A 17,323-nucleotide genomic window follows, 5' to 3' on the forward strand; every position below is an offset into this window, starting at 1 on the left:
AATGGATGCCTTGACACCGGGGTGAACGGGCCGGTCCTAGACGCCGCGATGGAGCAGGAAGTCCACCATGATGCCCTGATGCTGCTCGTACATGTCGGTGCCGGTCCCGGTCACGCAGCCCGCCTCGCGGGCCGCCGCGATGAACGGCGGGATTTCAGGCTTGGTGATGACGCAGCCGCAATAGGAATGCGGCGCGAGCCGCGCGACATCGACCGGCAGCGGATCGCCCTCTTTCATCCCCGCCGGTGTCGCATTGGCGACAAAATCGAAACCCGCGGGATCGCTCGTGCCGACCCGCACCGGCGCCTTGCCGAGCGCATTGAGCCGGCCGATCAGGGCGTCACGGCGCTCCGCCGCGCGATCGTGAATGGCAAGCTCGCGCACGCCGGCCTCGACCAGCGCCAGCGCGATCGCCGATCCCGCGCCGCCGGCGCCGACGAGCAGCGCGCGCATCCCCTTCGGCTCGATCCCCCTTGCCCGCGCCGCACCGACGAAGCCGAGGCCGTCCACCATGTCGCCATGCCATGAACCATCGGCGCGCCGGCGCATCAGGTTGACCGTGCGCAGGAACTGCGCGCGCTCGGTCGCGCTCGCACAGGCCTGGTAGCAGGCGAATTTGTGCGGGATGGTCACCACGATGCCGTCGAGATTCTTCAGCCGCGTTGCGATCGAGAGGAAATCGGGCAGATCGCGCGGGGTGACCTGAACGGGCATCAGGATGCCGTCGTGGCCGCGGGCGGCGAAGGCGGCGCTCACGCCGGCGGGCGAGCGCACCTGCGCGATGGGATCGCCGACGATGACGTAGAGCCGCGTGGCGCCCGTCGGGGCCGGGATCATGCCGCTCAAGCCGGGACCTCGGAGGTCAATTCCAGCCCGTCCAGATTGCCCTCCTTGCGCCACTTGGCGAGCAGCCGCAGGAACGCCACCGGCCCCCGCCAATATTGACTGTTTCTCGCCGCGATCGGATCGAACACGCCCTCGTTGTTGTAATAGCCGGGCGTGCATTCGGCGAGATAAGTCTGGCGGCCGAGCGCGGCCTTGACGACCTCCTCGACCCAGGCGTTTTCGGCCGCGAGCGTCGGCTCCAGCGTGCGCGTCTTGCGCTTGCGCGCTTCGCCGATGACATAGGCGATGTGCTGCGACTGCTCGTCGATGATGTGCGGGAAGTTGGCGCTCTGGCCAGCCTGCACCGTGACGATCAGGAAACAGTTCGGAAAACCGCGGCTGTAGAAGCCGTGCAGCGTCTTGACGCCGTCGCGCCAGCGCTCGGACAGGCTCATGCCGCCCCGGCCGTAGACCTCAAAGCCTATGCGGCGCGCATAGTCGGTGCCGACCTCGAAGCCGCTGGCATAGATCAAGCAGTCGAGCTCGTAGGCCTTGCCGCCAGCCACGACGGCATTCTCGGTGATGCGCTCGACGCCCTGCCCGTTGGTGTCGACCAGATGCACGTTGGGACGATTGAACGTGTCGAGATATTCGTCATGGAAGCACGGCCGCTTGCAGAAGGCCTTGTACCAGGGTTTTAGCGCCGAGGCCGTCGCCTCATCCTTCACGATCGCATCGACGCGGGCGCGGATCTCCTCCATCTTGCGATAGTCGGCCTGCTCGATGACCTTCAACGCCTCCTCCATCGAGGTCACCGGCTGCTTCTGGCGGCGCGGCGCCAGCAAAATTTCGCCGAGCAGGCCGGTCCAGCCGTCCTGCACCAGATCGCGCTCGAACGGCTCGCCGGAGATGACCGCGGTGAAATTGTCCATGCGCTCGCGCTGCCAGCCGGGCTTGAGGCCCTGCGCCCAGGCCTGGTCCGTCGGCCGGTCGTCGCGCACGCCGATCGCCGAGGGCGTGCGCTGGAAGACGTAGAGCTCCTTTGCCGCGCGGCCGAGATGCGGCACGCATTGCACGGCTGTGGCGCCGGTGCCGATGATGCCGACGCGCTTGTCAGAAAGGCCGGTGAGCCCGCCTTCGGCGGTGCCGCCGGTGTAGGCGTAGTCCCAGCGGCTGGTGTGGAAGCTGTGGCCCTTGAAGGTCTCGATGCCGGCAATGCCCGGCAGCTTCGGACGGCTCAGCGGCCCGCCGGCGAGAATGACGAAGCGCGCGCGGATGCGGTCGCCGCGATCGGTCTCGACCAACCAGCATGCCTCCTTCTCCTGCCATTCCATCCGCGAGATCACGGTCTGAAACAGCGCGCGTTCATAAAGCGAGAAGTGCCGGCCGATGCGGCGCGAGTGCTCGTAGATCTCGGGCGCGCGGGCATATTTGCGCACCGGCATGTAGCCGGTCTCTTCCAAGAGCGGCAGATAGATGTAGCTCTCGGTGTCGCAGGCAGCTCCCGGATAGCGATTCCAGTACCAGGTGCCGCCGAAATCGGCCGCCTTTTCCACCATACGAAAATCATCGATGCCGGCTTCGCGCAGGCGCGCGCCGCAGAGCAGACCGCCGAAGCCGCCGCCGACGATGAGCACCTCGGTCTGTTCGCTGACGGGCGCACGCGCAAATCCAGGATCGGCCCAGGGGTCGTCGAGGTAACGGCCGAGGCCGCCGGTCACTTCGACATATTGCGCCTTGCCTTCGCTGCGCAGCCGGCGGTCGCGCTCGTCGCGATAGCGCGCACGGAGCGATGCGATGTCGATGTCGATGTTAGACTCGCCTTCTGCACCGATCTTGTGTCTTTCCGCTGACATCGATCTCCTCCAGGGCGGCGGCTGCTTCACCGGCAGCGCGCATCACTTAGCCCTGAAAAAGCGACGCACGCAATCGCATCCCGTGTTTTTCAATCGCGCGCGCCGTTCCGCGCGCGGTCCTTTTCTTTTGGTCGATTCGGGAGCGATCTACCGGGACGTCACCAACCAAGTGAGCTTCTGTCAACGAGCGGAGCTGCCCTCTCCCACACGGAGAGAGAACGCAATCATGCGCAGCCTTAGTTCAAAACCTCGACTGTCGCCGAGCGGCCGGCAACCAGCGACAGCGCATCCGGCACCGGATCCAGCGCGATGCGCACCGGCACGCGCTGGGCCAGGCGAACCCAGCTGAAGGTGGGGTTGACGTTGGCGAGCAGGCTCGCGCCTTCGGCGCGGTCGCGGTCCTCGATGCCGGCGGCGATGCTTTCGACGTGGCCGGTCAGGGTGGTCTTCTCGCCCATCAGGCGGACCTGCACCTTGTCACCGATGCGGATACGCGCGAGTTTGGTCTCCTCGAAATAGCCTTCGACGTGCAGCGTGTCGGTGTCGACCAACGCCATCACGCCCTTCCCCGCCGTGACATAAGCGCCGGGGCGCAAGTCCATGTTGGTAATGACGCCATTGACTGAGGCGTGGACCTCGCTGCGATCGAGATTGAGCTGAGCCACCGCGCGGTCGGCGACGGCCTGGTCGAACGCCGCCTTGGCCTGGAGCTGGGTCGCCAGCACCTGCTCCTGCTTCTGCTGCGAGACCGCATCGGTGGTCAGCGCGTTGTAGCGCTTCAGATCGGCATTGGCCTGGTCGAGCGTCGCCTGATGGCCAGCGACCGACGCATCGGCCTGCCGCAGCGCCAGCGCGAAGCGCTCACGATCGATCCGGAACAGCACGTCACCGCGGCGGACCTTCTGGTTGTCCTTGACCAGCACCTCGGTCACGAAGCCGGAGACGTCGGGCGCGACCTGCACCACGTCGGCACGGACGCGGCCGTCGCGGGTCCAGGGCGACTCCATGTAGTAGACCCAGAGCTCGCGGCCGACGGCGAGCGCGGCGGCGACGACGACGAGGGTCAGCGCGAGGCGGCCAAGCCAGGCAAGATTTCCTTTCATGAGAGATACTCCGAGAGATAGACGACGCCGCCGAGAAGGCAGATGAAAATCGCAAAATCGAACAGCGCGCGGTGCCAGACCAGCCGGTACAGGTCGAAACGCTGCATGAGGCGGCGCTGCACGGCACTCAGCGCGTAGGCGAGGATGATCCACAGCAGCAGCGCCGGCACCAGCACGCCGTAGATATCGATCACATATCTCATGCTGCAACACTCTCACCTGCGCGCGGCCGGTAGGCCGCCGCGTCCGGGAACAGGCCACGGCGAATGCCGACAAGGCCCACCAGGGCATCCTCGCGCGCTTTCTCGTTGGGATCTTTCACCGCCTGGGCGAGTGCCCGGTCGACGCTCGCCAGCAGCTCGGTCGGCATCCCGCCGCCCGCATGGGTCCGGCAAGCCGTGGCAAGCTGATCGAGCATGTCGTCGATCACGCAAATGGTCGATATCGCGAGGCCGTAGCGGGCCCGGCGCAGATCGATGATGTTGATCCCGATGCGGAGCTGGACCAGGCTGTCGGCGTCGCGGCGATCGCTTTCGGAGAGGAAGGCGATACGCTGCACCAGCAATCCAAGCCGGTGCAGCATCAGGCCGGCGAACTGCGCGCGGTCACCCTTCCCCCGCCGTTCGGCAGCGAGCGCGATCGTCTTCCAGCTCGATAGCACCAGGCGATTGGCAATCCACTCCGCGCCGACGCCGCGCGCGATCCGCGTCACGAGTTCGGCAATGACGACGCCGACGAAGAAGGCGACGGCGGAGTTGGCGTAGGATGCAAAGTCGGCGCTGTAGGTCGATTGGATGGCGAGCAAGGTTGCCGTGTTCGCCGCGAGCGCCATGCCGGTACCCGCCGTGGCGGGACGACCGATCAGGAAACCATAGAGCAGGAATGTCGGCGCCAGCGCGACGATCAGGACTTCGAGATGGGAAATCGCCGGGACCAGCGCGAACAGATAGATTGCGACGACGACGATGGCGACCAGCGACCACAATCCAAAGCTGCGGATGAAGCGCGCCGGTTCGTCCTGCGCGGCAAAGAACGAGCAAGCGACCGCCGCCATCATCGGCGCCGATGCGCCGTCCGGCCAGCCGGTGCCGATCCAGAAGGCGCAGCAGATCAGGATCGCCGCGGCCGCGCCGGCCGCCGACCATAGCGCAAGGCCGCGGTCCCTGTGGCGCACGGGCGCGGCGCCCGCCTCGGAATGGAAGGCCATATCGAGCGTCGAAACGTTGCGGCCGTCGGCGATGGCCGCGGTCAACGTGCGGCAGTCGCCCGAGAGGTCGACCAGCTCGCGCAGCCGCAACAACAGACTGGTGGTGATGATCCGCTCCCAGGAGGCGCTGTCATCGAGCACCGCCTGCCGCTCCGCGATCATGGCCCGCATGCGCTCGGCCGGCTGCCGTGCGCCGACGTCGCTCGTGATCCATTGCGCGAGGTCCTCCAGCAGGCGCTTCAGTTCCGGCTGACGCCGCAACGTCTCCTCGCCCAGCGCAGCCAGTCGATCCTCCAGGGAGGCGATCACCGGCAGCAGCATCAGCATGCGCAGCCGGATTTCACCCAGACCGGTCACGGCATTGCGATCGGTCAGCCGGTCATAGGCAAGATGGGTGGAGAGCGTGTCGATCTCGACGATGTCGGTCGCGAGCTTGAGACGCTTGCCGCGGCGTGTTTCGCTCGTTCCCTGACGCAGCAGCACCACCTGGCTCAGGCGCTGCGCATCCGACAGCCAGGTGTCGACCCGATGGGCAACGGCCGGCGCGACGCTGCGCGGGAAGACGATGGTCGAGACGAGGCTGGCGCAGACGATGCCGAGAGAAATCTCTTCGACACGCGCCACGGCGGTGTCGAAGATCGCGCCCGGCTCGGACACTGACGGAAAGCCGATCAGCGCGACCGTGTATCCGGCCAGCATGAAGACGTAGCTGCGCGGTGTACCGTCAAGCAGCGACAGATAGAGGCAGAGCCCGACCCAGAGTGCGATCGCGAGGCACAGCAGCTCGGGCGCGTCGATCAGGTTCGGGACCAGCGCCACCGTCATGGTCGCACCCACCAGCGTGCCCATCACGCGAAAGAACGCCTTCGAGCTGGTCGCGCCCGCCAGCGGCTGCGAGGTGATGTAGACCGTCGCCATCGCCCAATAGGGCCGCGGCAAGTCGATCGCCAGCGCGATGACGAGCGCCAGCATCGACGCGGCGAACGTCTTCAGAGCAAAAATGAAGTCCGCATGACGGACCAGGAACGGCTCATCCGCGCGCATGGCTATTTCGCCTCTGGGCCAGGCTTGATGTTAGTCTTGAGATCCTGCAGACGACTGGCGCGCTGCTCGATGCGCTGAAGAGTCTCGAAAGTGGTCGCAAGTTCCTCGGGCTCGATATCCCGCAGCAGCCTCGCCCGCACCCGGCGCAGCACCCGGTTGGTCTCCTCGACCTTGGCCGCGCCCGCTTTCGTCAGATGGAGCGTTTTGGCACGGCGGTCGGACGGATCTTCCCGGCGTTCGACCAGACCCTCGGCCTGAAGCAGATCGATCAGGCGCACCAGCGACGGTCCCTCGATGCCGAGCTCGTCCGCCAGCACGCCCTGGCGGACATGCTCGCCCTGGCGCGACAGCACCAGCAGCGGGATCGCGGTCGCATAGGACAGGCCGTGCTCGGACAGCGCAGAATCCGACTCGCGCCGCCAGATCCGGCCGAGACGCGCGATCAGACGGCCGATCTCTGCATGGATATGTGCCTGCGCGGGAGTCACGCCGGTTTAGATAGGAGACTATCTATTAGCTCGCAATCATGGTGCGGATCACGAAACGGCGACCCGTCGTGGCGGCTCCCGTGGAGTTGTCGAACGCCGCAGGCCGGCCGGCGACACGCGGCGCACCAGAGCCCTCGCCTCAATTCACCACGTAGACGTCAGGATCGGCGCTCGAACTCGGCTTCTTGAAGGCGTTGCGCAAGGCTGCCGACATCGGAACGTTATAGTTGAGGCCATTCGGCGGCGTCGGCGATTGCAGCCACTTTTTGTAGAGAACCTCGATCTCCGGGCTCGCGTAAAGCTCAGCGGTTGCGCGATCGGCCAGCCCCTTGAACGGCGCGTCCTCCCGCCGCAGCATGATGCCGTAGGGCTCGGGCTTGGAGAACGTCTCCTCACTGATCATGAACAGGCCCGGCTCCTTGGAGCGCGCAATGGCGACCGCGAGCTGGATGTCATCGAGCGCGTAGGCCTGCGCGCGGTCGGTCTCGAGCAGCAGGAAGGCTTCCGCCTGATCCACGGCCGGCATGATCTTGATGCCGAGATTGCGCTCGGTATTGACCTTGGCGAGCTGGTTCAGGTTGACCGATCCCGCCACCGCCGTGACCGCCTTGCCCTTGAGATCGTCGATGGTGTTGATCCCCGCGGCCTTCTTGGCCGCGAACCGCGTCGCGCTGAGGAAATGCGTGTTGGTGAAGGCGACCTGCTTCTGGCGGTCAGCATTGTTGGTGGTCGCCGAACAATGCAGATCGAGCGTGCCGTTCACCATCAGCGGAATGCGGTTCGACGAGGTCACGGCGAGATACTCGACAGCGATGTCGGGCATGGCGAGCTGCTTCTTCACGGCGTCGACGATCTTGAGGCAGATGTCCATGGCAAAGCCGACCGGCTTCTGGTTGCCATCGAGATAGCTGAACGGGACCGAGGCCTCCTGGTAGCCCAGGGTGATCTTCCTGGTCTCCTTGATCTTCTGGAGCGTGCCCGTGAGCTCTTCGGCTGAAGCTGCGCCGGCAAGGCATGTCAGGGCCAGGACAACGGTGGGAAGACGCATCGGGGGCTCCTCAAGGGGTCGTCGACTCGTGGCGAGACGCGATCGCGGGAGTGATAGCCCAGGCACGCGTCAGTCGCCAGACGAGGCTGCGTCTATCAGCCATTGCGTTTTGTACATATCCTGGCCGAGGGATTACGCCTCGATCCCGCGCTGAACCAGGATGCGCTCGGCGCTGTCGTTCCAGACGTCCATCTTCACGATCTGCCCGCCCCTGACGACGAAGCGGTCGACATAGCGGTTGCCCTCGAACGGCGTGCCGTCCGTCCACTCGCCATAGAGCGTGCCGACGCTGTAGACGATGGTCTCCTCCGCGCCGGGGCAGACATCGAAGCGGTCCATCTTCTTCTTGACCCAGCGATAGCGCCCGGCATTGAAGGCGGCCGGCCCGCGCGGGTGATCGAACTCGCGCCCGCCGGTAAAGGTGATCACCGCGCCCGGCTTCATGTAGGCCGCAGCCGCATCGGGATCCGGGATCATCGACGCCGTGAGATAGGCTTCGACGATCTCGGCATCGGTCATTGGGAGGTTGGCTTTGACGGGGGCGGACATCGTGGTTCTCTTGGCGGGTTCTTGGTTCTCTGGGCGTCATATTCTACAATTCGCGCGCTGGACTGCATGCACATTTTTGAACAATTTGATGGCAGAGTTGCACAGAATCTGGAGCTGTCGGCTTGCGCAGCTTCCGCTACTCTGCACCCGAATCCGACGCCATGATCACTCAGCCCGCTTTCGACCTGGTCTTCCGTAACGCGTTGTTGCGGACATCCTCAACGCCCGTCGACATCGGCGTGAAGGGCGGCCGCATCGCCGCGATCGAACCGCAACTCGCTTGCGAGGCGCTCGAGGTCGATGTCGCCGGACGTCTCGCCTTGCCCGGCTTCGTCGATAGCCACATCCATCTCGACAAGGCCTGCCTGCTCGGCCGCTGCGGGCACGGCCACGGCAGCGTCTCCGAGGCCATTCGTGCCGTGGCCGGGATGAAGACGGATTTTACCGTCGAGGACGTCTACGCGCGCGGCGCCAAGGTACTCGAACGCGCCATCGTGCACGGCACGACGCGCATGCGCACGCATGTCGAGATCGACCCGCGCATCGGCTTGCGCGGCTTTGAAGCGGTGAAGGCGCTGAAGCGTGATTATGCCTGGGCGATCGATCTTTCGGTCTGCGTGTTTCCGCAGGAAGGCCTGACCAACGATCCCGGAGCCGAGGAGTTACTGATCCAGGCGCTGCGCGCAGGCGGTGAGGTCGTCGGCGGCTGTCCCTATACGGACACCGACCCGAACGCCCATCTCGAACGCGTCTTCAACCTCGCGCAGGAATTCGACGTCGACGTCGACCTCCATCTCGACTTCGACCTCGATCCGTCCTGGTGGCATCTCGACGAGGTCTGCCGGCAGACCGAACGGCGCAACTATCAGGGCCGCGTCGCGATCGGGCATGCAACCAAACTCTCGGCATTGCCGCCGGAACAGCTGAAGGCGGCCACTGCGCAATTGGCAAGTGCCGGCGTCGCCGTCACCGTACTGCCCGCGACCGATCTTTATCTCATGGGCCGCGAAGCCACCCACAATGCGCCGCGCGGGCTGACGCTGGCCCACAAGCTCGTCGGCGATGGCGTGCTGTGTTCGGTCGCGACCAACAACGTGCTCAATCCCTTTACGCCGTTTGGCGATGCCTCGCTGCTGCGGATGGCAAACTTCTATGCGAACGTCGCGCACACCTCGGTCGGCGATTTCGATACCTGCCTCGATCTCGTCACCGAGCTGCCGGCGCGGCTGATGAACCTTGGCGATTACGGCCTCAAGGTCGGCAATCCCGCCGATCTCATCGTGCTCGACGTCAAGGACAGCCGCTTCGCCGTCGCGGAGCTGCCGGACATCGTGATGGGGTTCAAGAGCGGCCGGCAGACGTTCGAGCGGCAGCCGCCCACCTTGTTCCGCCCCGGGCCCTGAACGGCCGTCGCGGGCGCCAGCGGTAGGATTGTCGGGGGACGCGTCCCCTGATCGCAACGCTGCCACCCGATCCTGGCTGCAATCCCTCACCCGGTAGAATCCCGGACCGTAGCTGCGCGCATTGCGCAACGGGCCGCCGGGACCATACTAGGAAGCCTACTGACGGTCCGAGTCCAGTACGGAAGCATGACCATGTTCAGCGTATTCAGCAGCACAGATTACCATTCCATGCGGGCCAGCACGCCCGCCGAAACCGCCGTCAAGCGATTGAGCGGCATCGGTGAGGTGCTGTCCGGCCTCGATCTCGCGGCGGTCCGCACCCAGGACGACAGGGCGCGCGCCCTGTGGACGCTCGATACCGCCGACAAGTGCATCCGCATGATCCTCGCCGAGTTCCGCACCGCGCGCACCACGGCTGTCGTCCGGAAAGCCAAGAGCCTGATCGACATGATCGAGCAAGCGCGCGACGAAATTTCCGGCTGTGGCGACGGCGGCAATATCCTGAGCTGACCGCGCGCTGAGCGTCAGCGCTTGATCTTTGCGAGGATGCGGTCCGCCTCGGTGCGCCAATCGGCGCTGCGGGCGAATTCCTTCGTTCCCTTTGCGCCGAACAGGCCTTCATCGGCAAGGTCGGCCACCCAGGCCTGACGCTCGGCCGTGCCCTGCGCGGACCACGGCGTCAGGCCCGCCTCACGCACGGTCTCGGCAACCTCCCGCACCTCCTCGGCGCGGCGGCGGCCGTGCTCGATCACGCGCTGGAAGAAATAGGCGCCCTGCTTCTCCCAATCGATCGCGGGAAAGGTTTCCGCCAGCGAAGCCAGCACCGCATCCTCGACGCCATAAGCACGCGCGGTGGTGAAGCTCTCGATGACCATGGCCTCGAGGCCCTTGATCATGATGCTGCGGCACATTTTAACTGCCGAAGCGACGCCGAGCTTGTCGCTCGCGACCTTCGCCGCAAAGCCGATCGCATTCAGCAGCGGCTCCAGCTCCCTCGCGCCGGGACCGCCGAGCAGCAGCGGCACCTTGATGCGGTACGGCGGCACCGAGGTCATCACCGCGCCCTCGACGTAACGTCCGGCCGCGCCGTCGATCAGCGCCGCGGCGCGCTGTTTGGCACCGGGAGAGGCCGAATTGAAATCGAGGAACCAGGTGCCCTGGTTGGTCGCGGCCGCGCAGGCTTGCGCAACCGGAACGGCCTGGCTTGCCGTGACGGCAGAGATGATGAAATCGGATTTCGCGGTCAGCTCGGCGTGAGATGCAGCAAGCGTCACGCCGAACTTCGCCGCATGCTGCGTCAGTGCACCGTGCTGATCGCCTCCGAGCTTGATGTCATAGGCTGAGACCTTGATGTCCTGCTGGCGCAGATCCTCGGCCAGGATCCGGCCGACCTCGCCATAGCCAACGAGCCCAATCTGCCACCGCTTCGGATCCGCCATCAGTTCAGTCCTCGTGTCGTCGCGTCGAACAGCTCCTCGACCGCATAGCGGCGCGGGATCAGCGCCTGCTGGAAGGCGTAGTCGACGATCAGCTCCAACGGTTTTCTGTTAGCCTCGATCCCGAACGGCACGAGGTCGGGCGTAGCCGGAGCCCCCATCTGCTCCTTGTTCCGCTTGAGCAGATCATAGACGCCCGCGACCACGTCGGGGCGCGCTTTCGCGAGCGTCTCGGTCACGACCACGAGATGATTGACCGGCACGACGCCACGGCGCGCATACCATTTGGCCGCTTCCGCGGCAGGATCGGGGAAGAGCGGCTTCAGCTTGGGATCGTTCGACGTCTCACCAAGGACGGCGTCGAGCTCGCCGTCAAGCAGCATCTGCAGGACCTTCTTGTCCTTCGGCGCACGCTCGGTGGTGTCGACATATTCGGCGACATGGGGATCCTCGAACGTCACCCATTTGATTTTGTCGAGATTGACGCCGTAATCGTTGGCGAGGATGCCCCTGATCCAGGCCCCCGTCGTCGTCGTGAAGGAGCGGATGCCGACGCGCTTGCCTTCCAGATCGGACGGCTTGAGGGTCCCATGCGCGGGATTGTAGAGCGCATAGGAATGCTGGAAACGGCCCATCATGGTCGCCGGCAGCAGCACCAGCGGCTTGCCGTGGGCCTTCGCCATCAGGTAGGTGACGATCGCCATCTCGCACACGTCAAAGGCCTGCTCGCGCACCATCGGCTTGAACGCCGTATTGGTCGGCGTGTACTCGATGAAGTCGAGGTCGAACAGGCCGGAGCGGAGCGCACCGCTCTTGACCGCCTGGACATGGGGATGACTGCCGAGCACGGCCTTCAGCTTGAGACGATCCATCCGCCCGCTCCGCCGTTCGCCTTAAACATCCTCGGGATTGTCGACATAGACCAGCCCGGCCTTCGCCAGCGCCTCGCGCATGCCGTACATGTCGAGCCCGAGCTCGCCCGAAGCAAGCCGCGTCCGCTTGCCGCCTTCGTCCGCGTTGCGCTTCTTCGCCTTCTCCGCGACCTCCGCGGCATAGCGCTTCGGCACCACAACGACGCCGTCGTCATCGGCGACGACGATGTCCCCGGGGTCGACGCTGACGCCGGCGCAGACCACGGGGACGTTGACCGAGCCGAGTGTCGCCTTGACCGTGCCCTTGGCCGAGACCGCGCGCGACCACACCGGAAAATTCATCTCGTGCAGCGCTTTGACGTCGCGGCAGCCGGCATCGATGATCAACCCCTGCACGCCGCGTGCCTGCAGCGAGGTCGCGAGCAGCTCGCCGAACATGCCGTCAGTATTGTCGGTGGTGCAGCCGACGACGAGAATGTCGCCCTTCCTGCACTGCTCGACCGCGACATGGATCATCCAATTGTCGCCGGGCTGCGCCAGCACGGTCACGGCCGGACCGGCAATCGACGCGCCGGCCCAGACGGGCCGCAGATAAGGCTTCATCAGGCCGATGCGGCCATAGGCCTCGTGCACGGTCGAGACGCCGTATTCCGCCATGCCGGCGGGATCGGCACGCCTGATGTTGCGAACGACGACGGGTTTCATGCCAACTCCTCCGCAACGGTCGGGAACAGGCGCTGATAGGCCTCGCCATAGGTCATGGGCACGCCGGTGTTGCGGCTGCCCTGGATGCCGCGGTTGAGCGCGACGCGCTCGTAATAGCCCCAGAGATGCTTTTGCGCGGCGAGGATCTGGAACGCCTCATACTTCTCCTTCCAGACCTCGTCGATCTTGAGCAGCAGGTCCGGCTTGTAGTTGCACTGCTCCGGCTGGTGCGGCTCGAACAGGAACACCGGCGGCGCCGAATATTTGTACTGCGCGCCGGGCTTGTGGCCCATCGCCTGCGCGACCACCCGGGTCTCCTGGGCGAAATGCGCCGCGTTCGGATGGTCGAAATTATAGGGGTCCTCCAGCGCATGCGTCAGCACGAAGCTCGGATTGAGCTCGCGGTAGATGTCGACCATGCGGTCGAAATGCGCTTCGGTGAGCTTCAGCGGATAGTCGCCGCAATCGAAGAACTCGATCTCGGCCCCGAGCAGCTTTGCCGCCCGCTCCGCCTCGTCTTTGCGGCCGGCCTTGACCGATTCCAGCGTCGCGCCCTTCTCCTTCCAGGCGAACTGGCTCTCGCCGCGCTCTCCGAAGGACATGCAGACGATCTTCATGCGATAGCCCTTCTTCGCATGCAGCGCGATGGCGCCGCCGGCGCGCCAGACGAAATCGCCGGGATGGGCGGTGACGACAAGACCTGTTTTCATGGGACTAACTCCCTTCTTTCGTTCGCAAGCGTCAAAAGTTCATCAGGCCGCGGCGGCCGCTTGGTCCTCGCCGTCGAGCACGCGCTTCAAGCGGTCGCCGTCGAGCGCGCCCTCCCATTTCGCAATCGCGATGGTCGCAACCGCGTTCCCGATCAGATTGGTCGGCGTCAGCCCCTGCGACATCAGGCGATGGATACCCAGCACCAGCGCGACGCTCGTCACCGGGATGCTGCCGGTGGCAGACAACGTCGCCGCCAGCACGACGAAGGCCGCGCCCGCGATCCCCGCCGCGCCCTTGGAGGTCACGAGCAGGATCAGCAAGAGCTCGATCTGCTCGGCGAGGCGGAGCGGCGTGTTGGTCGCTTGCGCCAGGAACACCGAGGCGGCAGCGAGGTAAAGACAGGTGCCGTCGAGATTGAAGGAATAGCCGGTCGGGATCACGAGCCCGACCACGCTCTTCTCGCAGCCCGCCTTCTCCAGCTTGGTCAGCATCCGCGGCAACACCGTCTCCGACGATGTCGTGGCGATGCAGATCAGCAGCTCTTCCCAGATGTAGCGGATCAGCTTGAGCAGCGAGAAGCCGCACAGCCGCGCGACGGGACCGAGCGCAATGACAATGAAGACCACGCAAGTGAGATAGAAGCCGCCCAGCAGCTTGCCGAGCGAGGCCAGCGAGCCGACGCCGAACTTGCCGACCGTGAACGCGATGGCGCCGAACGCGCCGATCGGCGCCGCCCACATCACGAAGCCGACAACCGCGAACACCATCTTGGCGGCGATGTCGATCAGGCTAACCAGTGGCGCGGCGCGTTCGCCGAGCTGCACCAGCGCAAAACCGCACAGCACGGAAATAAAGAGCACCTGGAGGATGTTTCCTTCCGCAAAGGCGCCGATGAACGTGGCCGGTACGATGTTCATCAGGAACGGCACGAAGCCGATGACGCTGGTCTGCTTGACATAAGGCTCGACCGCGCTGGCATTGATGCTGGCGGGATCGATGTTCATGCCGACGCCGGGTTTTAGCAGGTTGACCGCGACGAGACCGATGATCAGCGCGATCGTGGTCATGATCTCGAAATAGATGATCGCCTTGACCGCGACGCGCCCGACCCGCGCCATGTCGGCCATGTGCGCGATGCCGTGCACGACGGTGCAGAAGATGATCGGCGCGATCAACATCCGGATCGCCTTGATGAAGGCATCGCCGAGCGGCTGCATCCTGGCGCCCGCCTCGGGGCTGACGATCCCAAGCGTGATGCCGGCCGCCATGGCGATGAGCACCTGGATCCAGAGCTCCTTCCACCAGGCGCGCCCCCGCGGCTTGTCGATCGCCATTGCGGTCATGGAGCGAACCCGAACAGGCGCGCGGGATTGTCGACGAGAATCTTCTGCTGGAACTCCGGCTCGGGTGCAAACAGCGGAATCAGATCGACGAGGTCGCCGTCATTCGGCATCACCTTGACGTTCGGATGCGGCCAGTCGGTGCCCCAGATGACGCGGTCGGGCGCGGTCTCGACGATTTTTCGCGCGAACGGCACGGCATCGGTGAAGGGCGGACCGGCGGAGGACACCCGCTCCGAGCCGCAGATCTTGACCCAGCATTTTTCGTCACGCTGCATCAGCTCGATCAGGATCTTGAAGGGCAACTGGTCGAGCCCTTCGGACGCCTTCACCCGTCCCATGTGGTCGATCGTGTAGCTCAGCGGCAGCTCGGCCAGCATGCCGGCATATTCGGGCAAGTCGATCGCATCGAAATGCAAATCGATGTGCCAGCCGAGCGGCGCGACCATCGCGATGACGCGGTTGAATATCCTCTTGTCAGGAACGCCGCCGAGATGACGGACGAAATTGAAGCGGCAGCCGCGGAAGCCGCCTTCGTGCAGCACACGAAGCCCGCGCTCGGTAATGGTGTCGTCGATATTGGCAACCGCACGATAAGCGCCGTTGCTCTGCGCAATCGCATCGAGCGCCACCGTATTGTCGGTGCCGTGCACGCTGGCATTGACGATGACGGCCCGCTCGACGCCGAGCTTGGCGTGCAGCACACGGAAATCCTCCAGCGGCGCATCCGGCGGCGTGTAGGAGCGGTCAGGCGCGTAAGGATATCTCGCACCGGGCCCGAAGATGTGGCAATGCGAGTCGCAGGACAGCTTCGGCAGCTTGAACTTCGGCGTGCGCGTGTTCGGATCGGGCGGCGGAATGGTGGGCGTGTACATTGTCGTCATCAAGCGAACCGCCGAACCGGACGTTTACTTCAAGTCTTGCTGCTTGCGAGAGTCCGCCGCCGCGCTGGTGCGGCCTGATCGAGCGCCGGCGCCTGGAACGCGGCGACCGTGGCCTGCACCAATTGCTCGATCGCGTTGGCCGGATCGCTGCCGTCAGCCTCGCCGCGCGACAGGCGCGAGACGCGGTCCGGCGTGACCAGCGAATAATAGAGTGCGCCGAGCAGGAAGTGGCTGCGCCAGACGATATCGGTGCGCGGAATGTGCGGCAGGCTGTCGTGGATCGCATCGATGAAAGCGTGGCTGGTGTCGTCAAAGGTCTGCGCGATGATTTTTCGCGCGACTTCGTTGCCTTCGGCCGACATCACGGCGCGCAGCCGCGTGAAACGCGCGCCGCCGCCGGCGAGATCGCTGCCCGACGTAAAGGCCGGCACCACATAGGCCCGCACGATCGCCTCCAACCGGTCCTGGAGATCGCGCACGCGCTTCGCCGCGGCGAGCAGCTCGGAACGGCGCAGATTCATCGGCCCGCAATGACGCCGGTAGATTTCCAGCAGCAGGCCGTCCTTGGTCTTGAAATGGTAGGTCACGCTGCCGGGGTTGGCCCCTGCGGCCTGCGCGATGTCGCGCACCGAGACGGCATTGAAGCCGTTGGTGGCGAACAGCTCTTCCGCCGCGGCGAGAATCGCCTCGCGCATGTTCGGCTTGCGGGCCGTTTCCTTGCTGGTGGGCTTGCGTACCATGTGATTTGTACTATCGTACAAAAGATCAGGTCTCGTCAACAAAAACCGTGGGCGGCGTCCGGACGGCTTCGAGACCGCCGCGCGCGCAAACGCCCTCTAGGAGTGCTGGGAATGGGTTTGAGCAAGAAGATCGCCGGCGTGATGCTGGGCGCCGGTCTGCTGCTGGCTGCGAACGCCGCGCGGGCCGCGGACAACTATCCGAGCAAGCCGGTGCATATCCTCGTGCCCTATGCCGCCGGCGGCGCGGTCGACGTGCTCGCGCGCACGCTCGCCCAGGCACTGGCGAAGACCTGGGGCCAGCAGCCGGTGATCGACAATCGGCCCGGCGCCGGCGGCATTGTCGCCTCGCAGGCGCTGACGCAGGCCGCGCCCGACGGCTACACGCTGATCCTGGTCGCGAGCGGCCATCCGCTCAACCAGTTCATCTATCCGAGCGTGCCCTATGACACGTTTAAGGATTTTACCGCGATCACCGAAGTCGCCTCTTCGCCGCTCGCGATCGTGGTGGCCAAGGACAGCCCTTACAAGACGCTCGGCGATCTCCTCACTGCTGCGAAGAAGGAGCCGGACAAGCTCTCCTACGGCATGTCTGGCAACGGCACCTCGGCGCATCTCGCCGGTGAGCTCCTGAAATACATGTCCGGCACCAAGATCGTCGCCATCCCCTACAAAGGCGGCGCGCCGGCGCTGACGGCGGTGATCGCCGGCGAGATTCCGCTCAGCATCAATCCGCTCGCCGAAGCGATCGGCCAGCTCGAAGGCGGCCCGGTGCGCGCGCTCGCGGTCACCTCGGCCGAGCGCTCCAAGGCGCTGCCTGACGTTCCGACCATCGCCGAATCAGGCATCCCCGGCTACGACGTCTCGGTGTGGTGGGGCGTGCTTGGCCCTGCAAAGATGCCGCCGGAAATCGTCGCAAAGCTCGAGACCGATCTGAAAGCGGCGCTGCAGGATGCCAACGTGCTGTCGACGCTCGGCAAAATCGGCGCGGCCCCGGTCGGCTCCTCCGCCAAGGATTTCGATGCCTACATGCACGCCGAGGCGAGCAAGTGGGAGCCGGTGCTGAAGGCCGCCGACATCCGCGCGCAGTGAGGTCTTTAACATGAGGACTGCTT

At 65.2% G+C, this 17,323-nt stretch carries 18 protein-coding genes; 3 read left to right on the forward strand and 15 right to left on the reverse strand.

All coding sequences use genetic code 11. From position 1 onward, the window contains the following. Positions 1-36: 36 nt before the first annotated feature. The 8 genes from JJB99_RS22765 to JJB99_RS22800 all read right to left on the reverse strand — a co-directional run bounded on the left by JJB99_RS22765 (position 37) and on the right by JJB99_RS22800 (position 8,120). The gene (locus JJB99_RS22765) at positions 37-837 is read right to left on the reverse strand and encodes a shikimate dehydrogenase family protein (protein ID WP_200500252.1); all 801 of its coding nucleotides are present in this window, start codon (positions 835-837) and stop codon (positions 37-39) included. A gap of 5 nt (positions 838-842) precedes the next feature. Next, entirely contained in the window at positions 843-2,681 is a 1,839-nt protein-coding gene (locus tag JJB99_RS22770; RefSeq protein WP_200494546.1) for a flavin-containing monooxygenase, read from the reverse strand. Positions 2,682-2,917: 236 nt separating this feature from the next. Then, positions 2,918-3,784: an efflux RND transporter periplasmic adaptor subunit gene (locus JJB99_RS22775; protein WP_200494547.1), complete on the reverse strand. Its 867-nt coding sequence runs from the start codon at positions 3,782-3,784 to the stop codon at positions 2,918-2,920. Next, positions 3,781-3,987: a DUF1656 domain-containing protein gene (locus JJB99_RS22780; RefSeq protein WP_200494548.1), complete on the reverse strand. Its 207-nt coding sequence runs from the start codon at positions 3,985-3,987 to the stop codon at positions 3,781-3,783. Before JJB99_RS22780 ends, JJB99_RS22775 begins: the two co-directional genes overlap by 4 nt. Further along, positions 3,984-6,035 carry an FUSC family protein gene (locus JJB99_RS22785; protein ID WP_200494549.1) on the reverse strand — a complete coding sequence of 684 codons (2,052 nt, stop codon included), beginning with the start codon at positions 6,033-6,035 and terminating at the stop codon, positions 3,984-3,986. The genes JJB99_RS22780 and JJB99_RS22785 overlap by 4 nt, the downstream gene beginning before the upstream one ends. A 2-nt stretch (positions 6,036-6,037) precedes the next feature. After that, the gene (locus JJB99_RS22790) at positions 6,038-6,523 is read right to left on the reverse strand and encodes a MarR family winged helix-turn-helix transcriptional regulator (RefSeq protein ID WP_200494550.1); all 486 of its coding nucleotides are present in this window, start codon (positions 6,521-6,523) and stop codon (positions 6,038-6,040) included. A 139-nt stretch (positions 6,524-6,662) separates the two neighbouring features. Next, positions 6,663-7,571, reverse strand: coding sequence for an amino acid ABC transporter substrate-binding protein (locus JJB99_RS22795; protein ID WP_200494551.1), 909 nt, complete (start codon positions 7,569-7,571; stop codon positions 6,663-6,665). A 132-nt stretch (positions 7,572-7,703) separates the two neighbouring features. Next, positions 7,704-8,120 carry a nuclear transport factor 2 family protein gene (locus JJB99_RS22800; protein WP_200494552.1) on the reverse strand — a complete coding sequence of 139 codons (417 nt, stop codon included), beginning with the start codon at positions 8,118-8,120 and terminating at the stop codon, positions 7,704-7,706. Between the two features lie 161 nt (positions 8,121-8,281). Between JJB99_RS22800 and JJB99_RS22805 the strand changes: the two genes are divergently transcribed. After that, the gene (locus JJB99_RS22805; protein ID WP_200494553.1) at positions 8,282-9,523 is read left to right on the forward strand and encodes an amidohydrolase family protein; all 1,242 of its coding nucleotides are present in this window, start codon (positions 8,282-8,284) and stop codon (positions 9,521-9,523) included. A gap of 192 nt (positions 9,524-9,715) precedes the next feature. After that, positions 9,716-10,033: a hypothetical protein gene (locus JJB99_RS22810; protein ID WP_200500253.1), complete on the forward strand. Its 318-nt coding sequence runs from the start codon at positions 9,716-9,718 to the stop codon at positions 10,031-10,033. Positions 10,034-10,047: 14 nt separating this feature from the next. On the opposite strand, the gene JJB99_RS22815 is transcribed toward JJB99_RS22810, so the two are convergent. The 7 genes from JJB99_RS22815 to JJB99_RS22845 are packed head-to-tail and all read right to left on the reverse strand — an operon-like array spanning position 10,048 to position 16,211. After that, on the reverse strand, positions 10,048-10,962 hold the full coding sequence (locus JJB99_RS22815) for a DUF1932 domain-containing protein (protein WP_433995726.1): 915 nt from the start codon (positions 10,960-10,962) through the stop codon (positions 10,048-10,050). Next, the gene (locus JJB99_RS22820; RefSeq protein ID WP_200494554.1) at positions 10,962-11,831 is read right to left on the reverse strand and encodes an ABC transporter substrate-binding protein; all 870 of its coding nucleotides are present in this window, start codon (positions 11,829-11,831) and stop codon (positions 10,962-10,964) included. Before JJB99_RS22820 ends, JJB99_RS22815 begins: the two co-directional genes overlap by 1 nt. Positions 11,832-11,852: 21 nt before the next feature. Beyond that, complete coding sequence (locus JJB99_RS22825; protein WP_200494555.1) at positions 11,853-12,536, reverse strand: 4-carboxy-4-hydroxy-2-oxoadipate aldolase/oxaloacetate decarboxylase; 684 nt, start codon at positions 12,534-12,536, stop codon at positions 11,853-11,855. Then, the gene (locus JJB99_RS22830) at positions 12,533-13,246 is read right to left on the reverse strand and encodes a PIG-L deacetylase family protein (RefSeq protein WP_011086622.1); all 714 of its coding nucleotides are present in this window, start codon (positions 13,244-13,246) and stop codon (positions 12,533-12,535) included. Before JJB99_RS22830 ends, JJB99_RS22825 begins: the two co-directional genes overlap by 4 nt. Before the next feature lie 42 nt (positions 13,247-13,288). Beyond that, positions 13,289-14,590: a C4-dicarboxylate transporter DctA gene (gene dctA, locus JJB99_RS22835; protein WP_200494556.1), complete on the reverse strand. Its 1,302-nt coding sequence runs from the start codon at positions 14,588-14,590 to the stop codon at positions 13,289-13,291. Further along, on the reverse strand, positions 14,587-15,471 hold the full coding sequence (locus tag JJB99_RS22840) for an amidohydrolase family protein (RefSeq protein WP_200500255.1): 885 nt from the start codon (positions 15,469-15,471) through the stop codon (positions 14,587-14,589). The genes dctA and JJB99_RS22840 overlap by 4 nt, the downstream gene beginning before the upstream one ends. 29 nt (positions 15,472-15,500) lie before the next feature. After that, entirely contained in the window at positions 15,501-16,211 is a 711-nt protein-coding gene (locus tag JJB99_RS22845; protein WP_200494557.1) for a TetR/AcrR family transcriptional regulator, read from the reverse strand. Positions 16,212-16,322: 111 nt separating this feature from the next. On the opposite strand from JJB99_RS22845, the gene JJB99_RS22850 reads away from it, so the two are divergent. Beyond that, positions 16,323-17,300, forward strand: a complete 978-nt coding sequence (locus tag JJB99_RS22850; protein WP_200494558.1) for a tripartite tricarboxylate transporter substrate binding protein — start codon at positions 16,323-16,325, stop codon at positions 17,298-17,300. Positions 17,301-17,323: the final 23 nt, after the last annotated feature.

The sequence above is a fragment of the Bradyrhizobium diazoefficiens genome (assembly GCF_016616235.1).
GTDB lineage: Bacteria > Pseudomonadota > Alphaproteobacteria > Rhizobiales > Xanthobacteraceae > Bradyrhizobium > Bradyrhizobium diazoefficiens_H.

Coding starts and splice junctions, on each gene's coding strand:
- JJB99_RS22775 (WP_200494547.1), bottom strand. CDS start 3,784: ATGAAAGGAAATCTTGCCTGGCTTGGCCGCCTCGCGCTGACCCTCGTC.
- JJB99_RS22800 (WP_200494552.1), bottom strand. CDS start 8,120: ATGTCCGCCCCCGTCAAAGCCAACCTCCCAATGACCGATGCCGAGATC.
- JJB99_RS22815 (WP_433995726.1), bottom strand. CDS start 10,962: ATGGCGGATCCGAAGCGGTGGCAGATTGGGCTCGTTGGCTATGGCGAG.
- JJB99_RS22805 (WP_200494553.1), top strand. CDS start 8,282: ATGATCACTCAGCCCGCTTTCGACCTGGTCTTCCGTAACGCGTTGTTG.
- JJB99_RS22825 (WP_200494555.1), bottom strand. CDS start 12,536: ATGAAACCCGTCGTCGTTCGCAACATCAGGCGTGCCGATCCCGCCGGC.
- JJB99_RS22785 (WP_200494549.1), bottom strand. CDS start 6,035: ATGCGCGCGGATGAGCCGTTCCTGGTCCGTCATGCGGACTTCATTTTT.
- JJB99_RS22795 (WP_200494551.1), bottom strand. CDS start 7,571: ATGCGTCTTCCCACCGTTGTCCTGGCCCTGACATGCCTTGCCGGCGCA.
- JJB99_RS22820 (WP_200494554.1), bottom strand. CDS start 11,831: ATGGATCGTCTCAAGCTGAAGGCCGTGCTCGGCAGTCATCCCCATGTC.
- JJB99_RS22780 (WP_200494548.1), bottom strand. CDS start 3,987: ATGAGATATGTGATCGATATCTACGGCGTGCTGGTGCCGGCGCTGCTG.
- JJB99_RS22840 (WP_200500255.1), bottom strand. CDS start 15,471: ATGACGACAATGTACACGCCCACCATTCCGCCGCCCGATCCGAACACG.
- JJB99_RS22770 (WP_200494546.1), bottom strand. CDS start 2,681: ATGTCAGCGGAAAGACACAAGATCGGTGCAGAAGGCGAGTCTAACATC.
- dctA (WP_200494556.1), bottom strand. CDS start 14,590: ATGACCGCAATGGCGATCGACAAGCCGCGGGGGCGCGCCTGGTGGAAG.
- JJB99_RS22850 (WP_200494558.1), top strand. CDS start 16,323: ATGGGTTTGAGCAAGAAGATCGCCGGCGTGATGCTGGGCGCCGGTCTG.
- JJB99_RS22830 (WP_011086622.1), bottom strand. CDS start 13,246: ATGAAAACAGGTCTTGTCGTCACCGCCCATCCCGGCGATTTCGTCTGG.
- JJB99_RS22765 (WP_200500252.1), bottom strand. CDS start 837: ATGATCCCGGCCCCGACGGGCGCCACGCGGCTCTACGTCATCGTCGGC.
- JJB99_RS22845 (WP_200494557.1), bottom strand. CDS start 16,211: ATGGTACGCAAGCCCACCAGCAAGGAAACGGCCCGCAAGCCGAACATG.
- JJB99_RS22810 (WP_200500253.1), top strand. CDS start 9,716: ATGTTCAGCGTATTCAGCAGCACAGATTACCATTCCATGCGGGCCAGC.